This is a genomic window from Chitinibacter sp. ZOR0017 (genome assembly GCF_000799095.1).
Classification (GTDB): Bacteria; Pseudomonadota; Gammaproteobacteria; order Burkholderiales; family Chitinibacteraceae; genus Chitinibacter; species Chitinibacter tainanensis.
This window is the reverse complement of sequence record NZ_JTLG01000017.1, coordinates 1-16455: the sequence shown is the minus strand read 5'-3', so window position 1 is coordinate 16455 and position 16455 is coordinate 1. Positions and strand designations below refer to the sequence as shown.

General features: G+C 57.4%; 14 protein-coding genes and 1 pseudogene. 6 read left to right on the top strand and 9 right to left on the bottom strand.

The window, feature by feature from the left end; all coding sequences use genetic code 11:
• Positions 1-197: 197 nt before the first annotated feature.
• From xseA to L991_RS18020, 3 genes and pseudogenes are all read left to right on the top strand, one after another.
• Entirely contained in the window at positions 198-1580 is a 1383-nt protein-coding gene (gene xseA / locus L991_RS05200; RefSeq protein WP_052190675.1) for an exodeoxyribonuclease VII large subunit, read from the top strand.
• A gap of 65 nt (positions 1581-1645) precedes the next feature.
• The gene (locus L991_RS05195; protein ID WP_047393059.1) at positions 1646-2755 is read left to right on the top strand and encodes a PLP-dependent cysteine synthase family protein; all 1110 of its coding nucleotides are present in this window, start codon (positions 1646-1648) and stop codon (positions 2753-2755) included.
• A gap of 157 nt (positions 2756-2912) precedes the next feature.
• Positions 2913-3422 (top strand): annotated as a pseudogene (locus L991_RS18020) (carbohydrate-binding protein); the annotation flags it as partial.
• Here L991_RS18020 and L991_RS18015 read toward each other — a convergent pair.
• Positions 3359-3622 (bottom strand): glycine zipper domain-containing protein, encoded by a 264-nt coding sequence (locus L991_RS18015; RefSeq protein ID WP_197053820.1) that lies wholly within the window; start codon positions 3620-3622, stop codon positions 3359-3361. The pseudogene L991_RS18020 and the gene L991_RS18015 overlap by 64 nt on opposite strands.
• Between L991_RS18015 and L991_RS05190 the strand changes: the two genes are divergently transcribed.
• Positions 3534-5003 carry a glycoside hydrolase family 18 protein gene (locus tag L991_RS05190; protein ID WP_374749638.1) on the top strand — a complete coding sequence of 490 codons (1470 nt, stop codon included), beginning with the start codon at positions 3534-3536 and terminating at the stop codon, positions 5001-5003. The genes L991_RS18015 and L991_RS05190 overlap by 89 nt on opposite strands.
• A 109-nt stretch (positions 5004-5112) precedes the next feature.
• Here the strand turns inward: L991_RS05190 and L991_RS05185 are convergent, their stop codons facing one another.
• The 8 genes from L991_RS05185 to L991_RS05150 all read right to left on the bottom strand — a co-directional run bounded on the left by L991_RS05185 (position 5113) and on the right by L991_RS05150 (position 12706).
• Entirely contained in the window at positions 5113-6408 is a 1296-nt protein-coding gene (locus tag L991_RS05185; RefSeq protein WP_047393058.1) for an erythromycin esterase family protein, read from the bottom strand.
• A gap of 180 nt (positions 6409-6588) precedes the next feature.
• On the bottom strand, positions 6589-7863 hold the full coding sequence (locus L991_RS05180; RefSeq protein ID WP_047393433.1) for a dihydroorotase: 1275 nt from the start codon (positions 7861-7863) through the stop codon (positions 6589-6591).
• Between the two features lie 12 nt (positions 7864-7875).
• A complete protein-coding gene (locus L991_RS05175) occupies positions 7876-8838 on the bottom strand; it encodes an aspartate carbamoyltransferase catalytic subunit (protein ID WP_047393054.1) in 963 nt (320 codons plus the stop codon).
• A gap of 130 nt (positions 8839-8968) precedes the next feature.
• Entirely contained in the window at positions 8969-9382 is a 414-nt protein-coding gene (ruvX, locus tag L991_RS05170) for a Holliday junction resolvase RuvX (RefSeq protein ID WP_028449064.1), read from the bottom strand.
• Positions 9379-9951 (bottom strand): YqgE/AlgH family protein, encoded by a 573-nt coding sequence (locus tag L991_RS05165; protein ID WP_028449063.1) that lies wholly within the window; start codon positions 9949-9951, stop codon positions 9379-9381. Before L991_RS05165 ends, ruvX begins: the two co-directional genes overlap by 4 nt.
• A gap of 140 nt (positions 9952-10091) precedes the next feature.
• On the bottom strand, positions 10092-11450 hold the full coding sequence (locus L991_RS05160; protein WP_047393050.1) for a hypothetical protein: 1359 nt from the start codon (positions 11448-11450) through the stop codon (positions 10092-10094).
• Positions 11447-12328, bottom strand: a complete 882-nt coding sequence (locus L991_RS05155) for an ABC transporter ATP-binding protein (RefSeq protein WP_052190639.1) — start codon at positions 12326-12328, stop codon at positions 11447-11449. The genes L991_RS05160 and L991_RS05155 overlap by 4 nt, the downstream gene beginning before the upstream one ends.
• 3 nt (positions 12329-12331) lie before the next feature.
• Positions 12332-12706, bottom strand: coding sequence for a GntR family transcriptional regulator (locus L991_RS05150; protein WP_047393048.1), 375 nt, complete (start codon positions 12704-12706; stop codon positions 12332-12334).
• A 151-nt stretch (positions 12707-12857) separates the two neighbouring features.
• On the opposite strand from L991_RS05150, the gene L991_RS05145 reads away from it, so the two are divergent.
• The gene (locus tag L991_RS05145) at positions 12858-14291 is read left to right on the top strand and encodes a deoxyribodipyrimidine photo-lyase (protein WP_047393046.1); all 1434 of its coding nucleotides are present in this window, start codon (positions 12858-12860) and stop codon (positions 14289-14291) included.
• Positions 14292-14380: 89 nt separating this feature from the next.
• A complete protein-coding gene (locus L991_RS16375; RefSeq protein WP_052190638.1) occupies positions 14381-16129 on the top strand; it encodes an isomerizing glutamine--fructose-6-phosphate transaminase in 1749 nt (582 codons plus the stop codon).
• The last annotated feature ends 326 nt before the right edge of the window (positions 16130-16455 follow it).

Genomic DNA, 16455 nt, shown 5'->3' with positions numbered 1-16455 from the left:
TACCCACAATTTCTGTGGATAACTTTGTGACTAAGTTGCGCCAGCCAGCCATTTTCAAGCGCTACCGGCCAGTTTCGTCATCATTTTCTCATATTTTGCGCCAGATCAATAAGCATACAAATCAACAACTTAACCATGAATTCTCAACTACAAGATTGGATTAGCCAGCCGCATGGCTTGGATGCTCGATTTTGTGGATTACTCGAGGCGTTTTTGCCGTGATTCCGGATTTGTCAAGCCCCCAGAAAGCTGTAGTATCTGTCACACAACTGAATCGGGATGTTCGTCTGCTGCTAGAAAGTGGCTTTCCTAGCTTGTGGGTGGCGGGCGAAATCTCGAATTTCAAGCGCTACGATTCGGGGCATTGCTACTTCAGTTTGAAAGATGCCAATGCGCAAGTGCGCTGCGTGATGTTCCGCGGCCGCGCTGCGCTACTGGATTTTCAACCTCGCGAAGGCCTGCAGGTGGAAGTGCGCGCGGTGGTGTCGCTGTACGAGGCGCGCGGGGATTTTCAGCTCACCATCGAGGCCATGCGCCCGGCCGGCCAAGGGGCGCTGTTTGAGCGCTTTGAAGCGCTGAAAAAACAGCTCGCCGCCGAAGGGCTGTTTGCCGCCGAGCGCAAACGAGCCCCGCCGCACTTCCCGCAACGGATCGGCATCGTCACCTCACCAGCCGCGGCCGCACTGCGCGATGTGCTAAGCACCTTGCGCCGGCGCATGCCGGGGCTGGCGATTATTCTTTACCCCACCGCGGTACAGGGTGCGGATGCGCATCTGCAGATCGCCCGCGCCATTCACACCGCCGGCCAACGCGCCGAGGTGGATGTGCTGATTGTCTGCCGTGGCGGTGGCTCGCTGGAAGACCTGTGGTCATTTAATGAAGAGGCGGTGGCGCGGGCCATTGCCGCCTGCCCGCTGCCGGTGGTGAGCGGGGTTGGGCACGAAACCGATTTCACCATGGCCGATTTTGTGGCCGACGTGCGCGCCCCTACCCCCACCGCCGCCGCCGAGCTTGTCAGCCCCAACCGGCAAGAACTATTACAGCAACTGACGCAACGGGGCCAACGGCTGCAACGCCAGCTGGCGCAACAGCTGCAGCGGCAAATGCAGCGGCTGGATTTACTCGGCCGCCGTTTGCAGCATCCGGGGCAAAAATTGGCGCAGCAGCAACGCGAATTACAGCAAAAAGCCCGCCAATTGCAGCAAACCCTGCATTACCAGCAGCAGCATCGCCAGCAACAGCTGGGCCGCTATGCGCTGCGGCTACAGCATCAGGCACCGCAACTATTGCCGCAGCAACAGCAATTGGCCCGTGCCCGCCAGCGCTTGCAGCAAGCCTGGCAGCAAGGACTGACCGCGGCGCAGCACCAGCTGGGGCAATTGCAATACCGGCTGCTGCCGTGGGACCCACAGCAGGTACTGGCCCGCGGCTATGCGCTGGTGCAACGCGGCGATGGCAGCCTGGTGCGCGCCGCCGAGGCCACCCGCGCTGGGGAAATGCTGGATATTCGCTTTAGCGATGCCACGATTAAAGTGGAAGTGAAACAAGGGCTACTGCAACAAGGGCAGCTAGATATCTAACGTGGTATTGCTGCCAAGCCATTTAATATCAATGCTTAGCAGCACATACCACATGGAGTATCCAGATGCGCGCTCATCGCGAATGGCTCAATCAGGCCATTCAGACCATCGAAGCCGATTTTAATCGCTCGGCCGACACTCATCTGATCCCGCTGCAGCTGCCCGGTTTTCCCGGGATTGATATTTATCTGAAGGATGAATCCAGCCATCCCACCGGCAGCCTGAAGCATCGGCTGGCCCGCTCGTTGTTTATGTATGCGCTGGCCAATGGCTGGCTGCACCCCCACAGCACGGTGATCGAGGCCTCCAGCGGCTCGACCGCGGTATCGGAAGCCTATTTCGCCCGCCTGCTCGGCCTGCCCTTTATCGCCGTGATGCCGGCCAGCACCAGCCGCGACAAAATCGCTGCCATCGAGTTTTACGGCGGCCAATGCCATCTGGTGGCTGACCCCACGCAAATCAGCGCCGAATCGCAGCGGCTGGCTGCCGCCACCGGCGGACATTTTATGGATCAATTCACCTATGCCGAGCGCGCCACCGACTGGCGCGCCAATAACAACATCGCCGAATCGATCTTTAAGCAAATGGCGCTGGAGCGGCATCCGATCCCGCGCTGGATCGTCACCAGCTGCGGCACCGGTGGCACCAGCGCCACGCTCGGCCGCTATGTACGCTATCGCCAGCATGCCACTGGTATTTGCTGCGTCGACCCGGAGAACTCGGTGTTTTTCACCAGCTACGCCGAAGGCCGGCAAGACCTCACCCTGACTTGCGGCTCGCGCATCGAAGGCATTGGCCGCCCGCGGGTAGAGCCCTCGTTTATCCCCAGCGTGATTGATCTGATGCTGCACGTGCCCGATGCCTACAGCCTCGCCGCTGCACACTGGCTCAGTGACAAACTGGGCAAAAAGGTTGGCGGATCAACCGGCTGCAACTGGCTGGGCATCTTAGAGCTAGCTCAGGCGATGCGCGCCAAAGGCGAAACCGGCAGCCTGGTGACCCTGCTGTGCGACAGTGGTGAGCGCTACCGCCACAGCTATTACGATGCGGCGTGGCTCAGTGCCCAGGGCTACCACTTAGCCCCGCTGTATGCCGAGCTAGCGGCCTGCGCCGGCAGCGGCGCGCCATTGCCGTCGCTGCGTAGCGCCAGCCTACCCGGCAAACTGGTATCTTAATAAAAATTAATGTGATACCAATTATTTACTTTTGATCTCATCCGGCGCATTCTAAGCCCGCGCCTGCTGGCCTTTGGGTCACAGCTTGCCGCACCAAGGCTCAAGATAGAGCTACTGCCGCAGCGGCGATCTGCCAGCGCGCTACCCCAACAAGGAGATGGATGAGATGAACAAACTGTGTAAAACAGTGCTGGCCAGTTCGCTGGTCATCATTGGCAGCCAAGTCATGGCTGCTGAATGTGCCGCCCCATGGTCGGCCGCCACCACTTACGGCCAATCTGGCACCGTGGTGAGCCAAGCCGGGCATAACTACAGCAATAAATGGTGGACGCTGAACGAAGACCCGAGCAAAGCGGGCACGTGGGGCGTCTGGACTGATCTGGGTAGCTGCGGTGCCGGTACGGCCACCCCAAGCCCAGTGGTAACTGCAGCGCCAACGGTAGCACCAACAACTGCTCCAACCGCCGCCCCAGCTACCCCAACACCGACCGCGAAACCGACTGCAACGCCCGCCGTAACCGTGCCACCAAGTGGCAGCTGTGCCGTATGGGCCGAAGGCGCCAGCTATAAAACTGGCGACGTCGTGAGCTACAACGGCGTGAGCTACACCGCCTTGAGCGCACACACCGCCTTTGTTGGCGCGGGCTGGACTCCAGCCACGACCCCAACGCTTTGGAAAGCCGGCGGCAGCTGCGGCGTCGTGCCAACAGCCGCCCCAACCACGGCGCCGACCAGTGCACCAACAGTGGCACCAACCGCCACGCCGAAGCCAACTGCCGTGCCGACCGTAGCGCCGACGACGGCCCCAACGACTGCACCGACCGCGACGCCAAAACCGACCGCCGTGCCAACGGTAGCACCAACCACAGCGCCAACAGCTGCCCCAACGGTAGCGCCAACCACCGCGCCAACGACGGTACCAACAGCTGCGCCGACCCCAGTTGGCCCAACCCCGGCACCAGCACCGGTGGGTAGCCGTGAAGTCGGTTCTTACTTCACCCAGTGGGGTGTGTACGACAGCGCCTTCTTCGCCAAAGCGGTGCAAGATAGCGGCGCGGCGGCCAAGCTGACCTTCATCAACTACGCGTTTGGCAATATCTACAAACAAGCCGATGGCACCATCAAGTGCGATAGCGGCATTAATAAAGCCAACGATGGCAATACCGCCGGCGATGGTGGCGATGCCTGGGCCGACTACCAGATGGATTACGCGGCCAAAGACTCAGTCGATGGCGTTGCCGATACGTGGGAAAGCACGCTTAAAGGTAACTTCAACCAGCTGAAAAAACTGAAAGCCAAAAACCCGAACCTGAAGATCTTTATCTCTCTGGGTGGCTGGACTTGGTCGCGTTACTTCTCAACGGCAGCGGCAACCGATGCCAACCGCAAAGCGCTGGTAGCTTCGTGTATCGACGTTTACCTGAAGGGCAACCTGAAAAAATCAGGCGGTGATCCGGCTGGCGGTACTGGCGTGGCCAAAGGTATCTTTGACGGCATCGATATCGATTGGGAATACCCAGGCGTACAAGGGATTGGCAATAACGTGGTGGATGCGGTCAACGACAAGCACAACCTCACCTTGCTGATGGCCGAGTTCCGCAAACAGCTGGATGAATACGGCGCGAGCCAAGGTGGCAAGAAATTCTACCTCACCGCCGCCATTGGCGCGGGTAGCGAGAAAATCGACCAAACCGAGCCAGCGCAATACAGCAAATCAATGGATTGGGTGAATGTCATGACCTATGACTTCCACGGTGATTGGGATGACACCACCAACTTCCATTCGCACCTGTATCCAGACCCTGCTGATCCAACCGTCGGCATCGCCCGCACCTACAACATCGACGATGCGCTAACCAAACTGATGGCCAATGGCATGCCAGCCGATAAAATCGTGCTGGGTATTCCGTACTATGGTCGCGGCTTTGGCGGTGTAGCGAGCACCAATGATGGTCTGTATCAGAAGAAAACGCGCGCTGCGGGTAAAGTCGGCGTACAAACCGAAGCCGGTTATGGTGATTACAAAGCGCTGAAAGATGTGGCTGGGGTACGCAAATACCACCCAGTGACCAAACAGCTGTACTTGTACACCACCACAGGCGACTGGTGGAGCTATGACGACGTGCAAACCATCCGCCTGAAAAATGAATACCTGAAGGCCAAAGGCCTGCGTGGTAACTTCAGCTGGGCGCTCGATGGTGACGATGCTAACGCCACCCTGACCAAAACCATGGCTGAAATCAAGTAAGCGCGATCTGGCCAGTATCACTGGCCATGCGCTAAAAAGCCCGCCAATTGGCGGGCTTTTTTTCGCCGCGCGCCGCAGAAGCCACGCGCAGATTGGTTGGGAATTAGGCTTAGTTTGGCAATGGCAAGATGGGGTATTGCCCCTGAGTGGCCGGTTTAGCTTCGTTGTAGAAGAATACCCCGTTCACATCTTTCCCCAGCACCGGCCCGCTCAAGCCTGCGACCGCGGCTGGATCTTGCGGCGCGTTCACAAAGCCCTGCACCAAGCCCGCGGCCTTGAGCGCGCTGGCCACAGCATCCGCCGGCCACTGCACCGGCGCCGTGCCCTGATCCCAGTATTTATTAATCTGCCCACCCAGCGGCAGCAAACTGGCGATATACAGATCTTTACCCAGCTTGGCCTGCAAATGCCAGCCGAAAGAATGAATCGCCTGCTTGGTATCCGGGTTCGTGCCGGTGGTGGCGGGAATACCGTGGGCCGCATTGGTCCAGACAATCACTTTGTGGCCGGCAAACACATTATCGAGCAACCAGCTGGCATTGTCGGCCATGGCGGTGTCGCGATAATCGTAGTTTTTGTCTTCACGATGTTGCTGGCGCATGACATTGGTGGCAATCCCGCGCACCTGCCGGCACCACCAGCCCGCGCTTTGGCGCACATCTGCCGGCTGAGCTGTATCGCTGCACAGTTCTTTTTCCAGCTGCGCCGATACTTGATTAAATTCGGCCAGCTTGGCGCCTTCGCTATTGAGCGAGATGGCTTTTTTCGCCACCGTCAGATATTCAGCCCAAGCCGGCTGGCTCACTACGGTAGAACCGCGCTGCTTCAAGAAAGCTTCCAGCAGCGGCAATAAATCATGCGTCGAGCTCGCGCCTGCCAACGGAATATCAAACCCGGCCAATTGCAGCGGCTGCGCAGTGGTACGGGCCTGATCGAGATACTGCAATACTTTGCGACCCGATTCGGTTTGCGAATACATATAAAACACGCGGCCCGGCGCCAATTCGGCGAGGCTGGCATTTTTATCCACTGCGCTGCGCCACATGCCATCCACATCGAACATCGCGCTTTCTATCAGCAGCACATCAAAGCCTTGCTGCTGATGCAGGTATTGCACCAAGCGGTTCATCAATTCAAAGGCATTGGCATCGGCGTAATGGCTTTCATTCAGTACCACCACTTTGGCGTCGCCAATCGCGCTGGCAAATTCGGCCAGATCGGCGTTATCCACGCCTTCGCCCGCACTGAGACTATTAAGTGGTTTCACATTGGCTTTCAGCCAGCTCTGAGCGGCCTGGGTATCCGCCACCGTGGCGACGGCCGAAGCCGCTTCAGGTTTGGCGGCTTTTTCCCCACAGCCCGCCAAGGCAGCGGCCACACAGACCGCCAGCAAAGTATGACGCATTGGTTCTCTCCCCTTTTTGCAGCCAATAGGATACTGCAATCTTCCTGAAAGCGTAAAACCGCCATGCCGCTGACATTGCCCTAGCTCACAAGCGATTTATTGCGCACGCAAAGAAAAAGCGGATGGCATGCCATCCGCTTATAGTTTCGGGAATCAGCGACTTAGCTGCGCTGATCCAGATCAGCCTTGATACACCAATTTGCCTTTCACCAGCGTGTACTTCACTTGGCCAATCATTTCATGCCCGATGAACGGTGTGTTTTTGCCTTGTGATTTAAGCTTCTCCGGCAAGACATACCAGCTGCCTTCGGGATCAAAAATCAGCAAGTCGGCGCGCTGACCCAGGGCCAGCCCTGCGGCAAAGCCCAGTGCTTTGGCTGGCGTCGAGCTAATTTTGGCCAGCGCAACCGGCAGGCTGATGTGCTGCTGCCGCGCCCAGGCCAGGGTTAATGGCAGCAGTAATTCCAAGCCCGTCGCGCCGCGTTCAGCTTCGGCAAACGGCAGCAATTTGCCATCATCATCCACCGGGGCGTGATCCGAGCAGATCATATCGATGGTGCCATCATTCAGCGCGGCCACGACCGCATCGCGGTCGGCCACACTGCGCAGTGGCGGGTCGAAGCGGTATTGGCTGTCAAAGAAACCAATATCCAGATCCACCAGATGAATGTGGTTGATGCTCACATCGCAGGTCAGCTTCAGCCCTTCGCGTTTGGCCGCACGAATCAGCTCCAAACCCGCTGCGCTTGATACGCGCGCCAGATGCACTTTACAACCGGTGGCACGCATCAGCTGGGTAATCTGGGCAATGGCGATGGTTTCGGCCACCACCGGAATCCCGGTCAGCCCCAGGCGCGAGGCATACGGGCCATCGTGCGCGACACCGTCATTCACCAAAGAGGCTTCTTCCGGGCGCAGGCGCAGCTCAAAGCCATAATTGGCCGCATACAACATGGCGCGGTACAGCACTTGCAGATCGGCAATCGGCACATCGCCTTGCGAGAACGCCACGCAGCCGGCTTCATGCAACTGCGCCATCTCGGTGATTTCCACGCCTTTTAGTCCGCGCGTCAGCGCGCCCACTGGATAAACGCGGGCCAGATCGAGGGTTTTACTGCGCTGACGCAGCATGGTCACCAAGCCTACTTCATCCAACACCGGATCGGTATCGGGCGTACACACCACACTGGTAACGCCTCCGGCCACGGCAGCGGCCATTTCCGAGGCCAGCGTGGCCTTGTATTCCTGACCCGGCTCACGCAGACGCGCGGCAAAATCCACCAACCCCGGCGCCACCACCAGCCCGCGAGCATCGATGGTTTCTTCGGCCACAAAGCCCGCTGGCGCGCTCCCCACGCCGACAATCTGGCCACCGGCCACGAATAAATCCGCCTGCGTTTCGGTGCCCTGCAATGGATCAACCAGCCGACCATTCAGAATCTGGATCTGTTTCATATGCGCATTCATTTACAGCAGCCCCCGCTGATTCGCCGTCACAATACTCAACACCGCCATCCGCACCGCGATACCAAACGTCACCTGCGGCAGAATCACGGCTTGCGCGCCATCGGCCACGGCCGAATCAATCTCCACCCCGCGGTTCATCGGGCCCGGGTGCATCACGATCGCGTCAGGTTTGGCCAGCGCCAGTTTTTCTGGGGTAAGGCCATAGAATTTGAAAAATTCTTGCGTGCTGGGCAGATACGCGCCGGCCATGCGCTCGTTTTGCAAACGCAGCATGGCGACCACATCCACGTCTTTCAGGCCCGCTTCCATATCGTGGTACACATGCACGCCCAGCTGCTCGATACCGGTTGGCAGCAAGGTTTTCGGCGCAATCACGCGGATTTCGGGGCAACCCAGCGTCGAGAGCGCATGAATCTGCGAGCGCGCCACGCGCGAATGCAGAATATCGCCAACAATCGCCACGCGCAGATTGGTAAAGTCGCCTTTGAAGTGGCGAATCGTGAACATATCCAGCATCGCCTGCGTGGGGTGCGCATGGCGACCATCGCCGGCATTCACCACCGCCACGCCCGGTTTCACATGCTTGGCAATCAGATGCGCCGCGCCCGATTCCGAATGACGCACCACAAACAGATTGGCGCCCATCGCTTCGAGGTTGTGCACGGTATCGAGCAGGGTTTCGCCCTTGGCGGTGCTGGAAGCCTGAATATTCAAGCTAGATACATCAGCCGACAGCCGCTTGGCGGCGATTTCAAAGGTGGTGCGGGTGCGGGTCGAGTTTTCGAAAAACAGATTAAACACCGACGTACCAGCCAGATCGGTGAATTTCTGGTTAACGAGCTCGCCACCCGAAACAAATTCGGCCGCTTTATCCAAAATCTGGTTCAGAATGCGGCGCGGCAGACCTTCGGTGGTCAGCAGGTGAATCAGCTCACCTTGCGCGTTCAATTGCGGGTTATACATAGCATCCTCGCTGCGGATTACTGCACTTTAAAACAATGGCCAGCAAAGCCGGCCAATCATTCCTACGGGGGTATTGCCTACCAAGCCTTTTATCAATTGGCTTACACAGACATACCCATTAATCATTGCTTTACACCCCGCCATCCAGATAGCTTTGCAAGATCTGCATAGCCGCCACCTGATCAAGCGCTGGTTTTTGCTTGCGCCCGCGCAAGCCGGTTTCATTTAAAGCCTGGGTTGCGCCCGCGCTCGACAAGCGCTCATCCACCAGCGCCACCGGCAGGCCAAAGCGGCCGGTGAGCCGATTGGCAAATTTGCGCGCCAGCCGGGTCATTTCGTGTTCGGTGCCATCCAGATGGGTGGGCAGGCCCACCACCAGCTGGCTGGGCTGCCATTCGGCGATCAGGGCGGCGATGCGGGCGAATTTGCTGTCATTGCCTTCGCCGCTAATGGTTTCCAGCGGATGGGCAATCCCGAGCTCGGTACTGGCCATCGCCACGCCGATGCGGGCTTCGCCAAAATCAAAGCCCAGCACCGTACTCATGCGTGCCCCGCCTCTTTCGAGAGCATCGCCATATCAATGCCCAACAGCGCCAGCGCTGCGTCGTAGCGGGCATCCACCGGCGTATCGAACAGGATTTGCATATCCTGCATCGGCACGGTGAGCCAAGAATTCTCGGCGATTTCTTTTTCCAGCTGGCCCGCTTCCCAACCCGAGAAGCCCAGGGCCACAAACAGCCGCTCGGGGCCGCCGCCTTCGCCAATCTGGGTGAGAATATCGCGCGAGGTGGTCAGCGCCAGCTCGCTGCTCACAATCAGCGACGATTGCCAATCGCCAATCGGGGTATGCAGCAAGAAGCCGCGGTCGGTCTGCACCGGGCCGCCAAAATGCACGCCCAGCTCGCTCACATCGGGCCGATGCAGCTCTTGTTCGAGCTGATCAAACAGGGTTTGCAGAGTCATGCCCAGCGGGCGATTGAGAATGATGCCCATCGCCCCGGAGGACGTGTGCTCGCAAATCAGAATAACCGAGCGCGCAAAAATCGGATCGCTCAAGCTCGGCATCGCCACCAGAAAATGGCGACTGAGATTCAGAGAGGCAGTGTTTTCCATAGCCGTGATTATCGCATAGCTTTGGCAAAGTCGCTGCGCCAACGCCGCACAAACACCTCGCCCTCTGCCGCGGCATCCATGCCTTAGGTATAGCCCTGTAAACCAATCAACCTATCGGCTACAAGGATATACCCATGACATCAACTCAATTTGGCGCGGCGTATCGCCCCCAAATCAATCTGCAGCGCATAGCGATAAGAAAAATACGCAAGGATCGGAGTCGGCGCAGCCAAGCTAATAATCATCAGTTCAATTTGATCTTGCACGCCTTTGCTCCAAACCCAAGCGACGGCGAACCAAATCGGCATGAGCAAAATAAACGCCAAGCCAATGCCTTGCAGATCGGTGCGCCCCCTGGCATTGAGGCCGAATAAATTAAGCCACGGCAAGCTCAGCACCAGATAGCGCAGGAAAGCCATGCCCACCACAAACAGGAGCGCGGCATTCATGATTTGCGTGCCGTTATCCATCCCCAATAAGCGCAGCAGCAGACAATTCAGCCCCGTGATAAGCAGCAGGCCACCCACAAACAGCTGCTCATCCTGCCACCAGAGTTGGCTACGGCTATGCGTGCGGCTTAACCAGGCATTCGACCATTGGCGACGAGCCGAAAAGTGCACGAGGAACGCCCCTGTCTGCATCGCAAACAGAGCACCAGCACCCCATTGATTTACCGCAGGCATCGGCAACACATGTTGATACAGCAAAATCAGCGCATAAGGCGTGAGCAATAACTGACCGAGCAATTTGCGCCAACCTTTGGCATCCAGAGCAAAGCCTAAATTCGTCTCGATCCGGAACCGCAGCGCTGATTTAGCGCTTAGCGATGCCTGTTGCGCAGCAGTGCTTGCAGGGCGAGGCGACATGACTCGTGGCTGGCCAAAGCGCTGTATTTGCACCCGCAACCCTAACAGCAAACCCACCGTACACAGCAGCAAGGCGGCCCTAATCCAGATCTCATACTGTGGATACAGCAATAGCGCAAACAACGGCACAAACAGCACCGCCAATGCCAGCAGCACTGGCCAGGCGTGGCCTTGGGCGGGATGCAAGCTACGTTGGGCAAAGGCCTGCGGCAGCGCAAAGGCCATAAATTGACCAAATAGCCACGCAAACCCCATGAGCACCCAGACTGTTGGGTTGGCTGTGCGATACCAGAACAGCAAACCAATCAAGCTCCATACCAGACTATTGAGTAACAGTGCCTGCGCAATCAGCACTGCGCCAGCTGGTTTGCGTATCCGCCAGCGCCCAAGAGCCTCAATCAGCGCGGCCGTATTCAGGCTTGGCGCAAAGGCTAGAAAAGCCAAGGGAAAATAAAGCGCTCGTACAAAATCAGTAGGAAAGATCGCCATGCCGCACAACAACAGCATATACGCCAAAGGCCAGATCAGCCGCTGATTGCTGGTGCGCCCCCAGAGCAGGGTAAAAATCCAATTTCGCTGCGCCCGGATCGCCGGATCTTGCCAATGGGTGAACACGTCCGCGACGAAGCTCATTGCGAAATCTCCACAAAAGCGGCTTCCAAACCCAAAGATTCAACGTGATACGGTGAAGTGATTGCTGCAGCACATTCGGCGGCGAGCTGTTCGTTCCAGCCGCGGATAATCCATGTTTCACGCTCGGCGCTGATCTCGGTGCGCACCACCCGGCTCGTGGTAAGCGCAAGTGAGTCGGCAATCTTCAAGGGGTGAGTCAAATGTAGGCGGACGATAGATTCTTTAAGCTCGTCCAATTCGCCATCGAAACTGAGGCGCCCGTTTTCCAATAGCCACAGATGGCTAGCCACGCGCTCGATATCGCTGAAAATATGGCTAGATAGCAGCACTGAACGCTCGCCATCGGCAACGATGGCGATGATTTCTTCGATTAAAGCGCGGCGTGCGACCGGATCGAGGCTGGCCGCCGGCTCGTCGAGCACCAGTAATTTCGGTTCATGCGCCATCGCCGCAATCAAAGCTAGCTTTTGCCGCTCCCCGACCGACATTTCGCTTATCAGTTGCGAGAGCGGCACGCGCCAATTGTTAACAAGACGCTCAACCAGCTCCTTATTCCAGTGGGTATGAAACAGCTTGGCCGCGGCCAGCATTTCTTTGCCAGTGAGCCACGGCATTAAATCGTCGACTTGCGCGACAAAGCCAATTTGGCTGCAAACCTCTTTCGGCATTGCGGTGGGCGGATGACCAAATACCTTGACCTCACCGCTTGCCAAAAAGGTGTAGCCGAACAAGCCATCGAGCAAAGTGGTTTTGCCCGCGCCATTTTTGCCGACCAAACCAATCACCTGCCCCGACTCGATGGTGAAGCTTTGGCCTTTGCACTGCACGGCGCCCAATTCGACATCACGGGCAACTAGAAATGAATCGCTTACATGCATGGTTTACTCCTGACTAGGGTTTTGCAGCGCGGTCATCAGCGCGGCTTGTAGCTCGGCGTCGGTCAACCCAAGCTGACGGGCGGCCATAATTAAATCATTGAGCAGCGGTTCGAGCTGCTGCTGCGGGCTACGGTGATGAGCGCTTGCCGCGGCCACCGTCATCGGCTTACCCCGCTGACGCAACAGCAGTCCTTCGGCTTCGAGCAAGCTATAAGCCTTGGAAATCGTCATCGGATTCACCGCATGCGCTTCGGCAATTTCGCGCACGGAGGGCAAGACATCGCCCGGCGCAAGCTGTCCACCCGCGATCAGACGGCGCACCTGATCTTGGATTTGCCGATAGATCGGCGTGGGCAAATGGGGGTTTAGCAAGAACATCCGGGTGCTCCACAACTGTATGTGTGTATTATTTTATCAATACACATATACAGTCAAGACAGATTACCCATGGCTGACGTTTTCTCACCTCGCGAATCGCCACCAAAATGCGCTACCATTCAGTATCATTTGTTACTCAGCAGGAAACACCATGGCCAACACAGCTTTGGTTTGGTTGCGCCGGGATTTACGGCTCTTTGATCACGCGGCATTGGCGGCGGCCTTGCAAGAGGCCGATCAGGTGGCGGTGGCCTTTGTGTTCGATACCACGATTTTGCAAGATTTACCGCGCGCTGATCGGCGCGTGGAATTTATCTGGGAAACCCTGAAAGAGCTGAAAACCGAGTTGCGCAAGCATGGCAGCGATCTATTGATCCGCCATGGCGATCCACGCCACGAAATCCCGGCTCTGGCGCTGAAACTGGGAGCCGGCAGTGTGCATTGCGCCCGTGATTACGAGCCCACTGCCATTACCCGGGATGAGTATGTGGCTAGCGCGCTTAAGCAGAATGGCATAGCGCTACATACCCACAAAGACCAAGTCATCTTTGAACAAAACCAGATCCTGACCCAAAGCGGTGGGATGTATAGCGTGTTCACGCCCTATAAGCGCGCGTGGCTGGCGCGCTTGCAACCAGCCGATCTGGTGAGCTATCCCAGCCAATCGCTCCTGCATAAGCTCATGCCGCTGCCGGTGCAGTATTTTCCGATTCTTAAAGAACTCGGCTTTGAGAAAACCAATTTAAGCGAGCTGCGCATGCCGCTGGGCATCAGCGGTGGCGAGGCCTTGTTTGCCGATTTTCAGCAGCGGATTGCGGATTATCAGCAGGCGCGTGATTTTCCAGCGGTGAAAGGCGTGTCGTATTTATCGGTTCACCTGCGCTTCGGCACCGTTTCGATCCGCGAGCTGGCGCGCTTTGCCCAACAACACGGTGGCAGCGGCGCGGAGACGTGGCTGTCGGAATTAATCTGGCGGGAGTTTTATCAGCAACTGCTCTGGCATCGCCCTGATGTAGTGGCGCACGCATTCAAGCCAGAATACGATCAGCTGCCATTTCCGAACCGCGAAGACTGGTTTGCCGCCTGGTGCGAGGGCCAAACGGGCTATCCGATTGTGGACGCGGCGATGCGCCAGCTGAACCAAACCGGCTATATGCACAACCGGCTGCGCATGATTGCAGCGAGCTTTTTGGTGAAAGATCTACTGATCGATTGGCGCTGGGGCGAGCGCTATTTCGCCACGCACCTGCTGGATTTCGATCTGGCCGCCAATAATGGCGGCTGGCAATGGGCCGCCTCAACGGGCTGCGATGCGCAGCCCTATTTCCGCATTTTTAACCCGGTTAGCCAGTCGGAAAAATTTGACCCGCAAGGCAAATTTATCCGCCGCTATTGCCCGGAATTGGCGCACTTGCCTGATGCGCAGCTGCACGCGCCGTGGCAACCGGCCAAGGGCCGTAGCACGCAGGCCAATCTATTTGGGCGGCTGGATTATCCCGCTCCCATTGTGGATCACGCAGTGCAGCGTGAAGCCGCCTTGGCGCTCTTCAAAGGCGCCAAAACCGCACCGGAAAGCCACACCTAGCGGTAGATTGCTCGGGCAAAGCAGTGGTTTTTTCCTAATATAAGGAGATGGCAAATTACTGCCGTTTTTACTGCGGATTGATCCCTTCTATGCCCGACATCCTTGCCCTTACCGCCCCGCAAAACGTCCTACCCGCCTTTACCCAACATTGCGCCTTACTGGGTCATCATGAACATCAGCTGGCCCTCATTCTGGCGGGTGAAGCGCAACCGGCGCTGCACAAGCTCACGTTGGCCGCACCGGTGCAGGCCATCCAGTTTCCGCAAGCCCATAGCAATTGGCTCATGGCGAGCTTTTCCACCAGCGGAGCGATTAGCCCCCATCTACATCAAAGCCGCCTCAGCGTAACCGCACTGGGGCATTGCGATGAACACGCCAGCTGGTGTCAGCGTTATCAGCTTTTACCCAGTGCCAGCCTATCGCAGCTGGTAACAGCCATGCTGGCGAGTGAACTCAATGACGGCCAGACGCTGGCCAGCGCCCTACATCAGCTCGCAGCCACCCTCAGCGGCCACTATGCCGTGATCGTGCAAGACCAGTTACAACCGCAGTATCTGTACGCACTTCAGGGCGGCCTGGGCCTATGGATCGGGCAGGAAGATGGCCTACGCCAGATTTGCACCACCAGTGCCAAGGCAATGCGGCAAAGCGCAAATAGCGCTTACGAGATGAAACCACAGGAAGTTGTCCGCTTTGGCCTTAGCCAGCCCACATTCATCGCCGCCGATGAAAGCACCGCCCCCATCAGCATGAGCTCGGGCAAGCAGATTCAGGTGCCGCACCATATGCTGGATGAAATCCAGAGCCAGACTCATACGCTGGCAGCCCAAGTTGATCGCTATCACAGCGGTAAATTATTTAGCACCGCGCTATTGGCAAAGCTCTCCGCGCTGCGCAGCATTACCTTGGTCGCTAGTGGCTCGAGTTTTCATGCTGCGATGATCGCCAGTTATTGGCTAGAGCAGCTCGGCGGCTGCAAAGTGCAGGTAGAGTTGGCCAGCGAATATCGCTTCCGTGAAGTGCATCCTGCACCCGATGAAATGCTGATTGGGATTTCCCAATCCGGTGAAACCGCCGACACGCTCGAAGCCATTCGCCTCGCGCAGCGCAAAGGTGCGGCGCAAACTGTGGCACTCACGAATGCCCCCGGTAGCACACTCACCAGCCTCTGTGACCACACTTTACTAACCGAAAGCGGCCATGAGCTCTCGGTCAGCTCCACCAAATCCTTCACCGCCCAGCTATTGCTGCTATATCAGTTTGCTCTTGCGCTTGGGCAAGCACGTAAGGCACTCAGCACTGAAGCCTTGCAAACGGCTGAGCAGCAAATGCGCCGTTTAAGCGCGGCCGTACAAACCACCCTTGAGCACAGCAAAGAAATCCGGCGCTGGGCCAGCGAGCTGCATCGCAAAGCCAATCTGTTTGTGATTGGCCGCCATGCGATGTACCCGGTGGCACTCGAGGGCGCGTTCAAGTTCAAAGAAGTGGCTTACCAGAATGCCACTGGCTATGCCGCTGGCGAACTCAAACACGGCCCAATCACGCTGATTGATGAAGAACTACCGGTCATTGCCTGCCTACCCTGGAATGAACACGCCGAGCGCATGCTCAGCAATCTGCACGAAATCCGCAGCAATCACGGCGAAATCTTCGTGTTAAGCGATGGCAATCTCGCCTCCAGCGAGCGTTTTCATGTCATCCACATGCCAACTGGCCTGGGTAGCCTCAGCCCGATCACCTACGTGATTGCGCTACAGCTACTGGCCTACCATTGCGCATTGCAACGCGGTAATGTGATCGACACGCCACGTAATCTGCAAAAAGCACGGACGAGCTAAATATTGCTCTAAGGTTTGAAATTAACCAAGATGAATACTAGGCAGGGTATCGCCCCATAGGCCATACACATTAATAACCTAAGAGACATACCCCAACTACAAATTCATTCACAGCCCCCCACGATTGCTGTATTCCATGCCTGAATGAACAAAGCCCAGCGTAGCTGGGCTTTGTTTTGGGGTTAGATTTGCGCCGCTGGCTTGGGGCCTGGATTTGCTGGTGTTCAGCCCCCCACCACTTCCGCCGCGTAAAGCAAAAAGCCCAGCTCTTCCGAGCTGGGCTTCTTTAGGGGAGTCTGGCAATGACCTACTTTCACACGGGAACC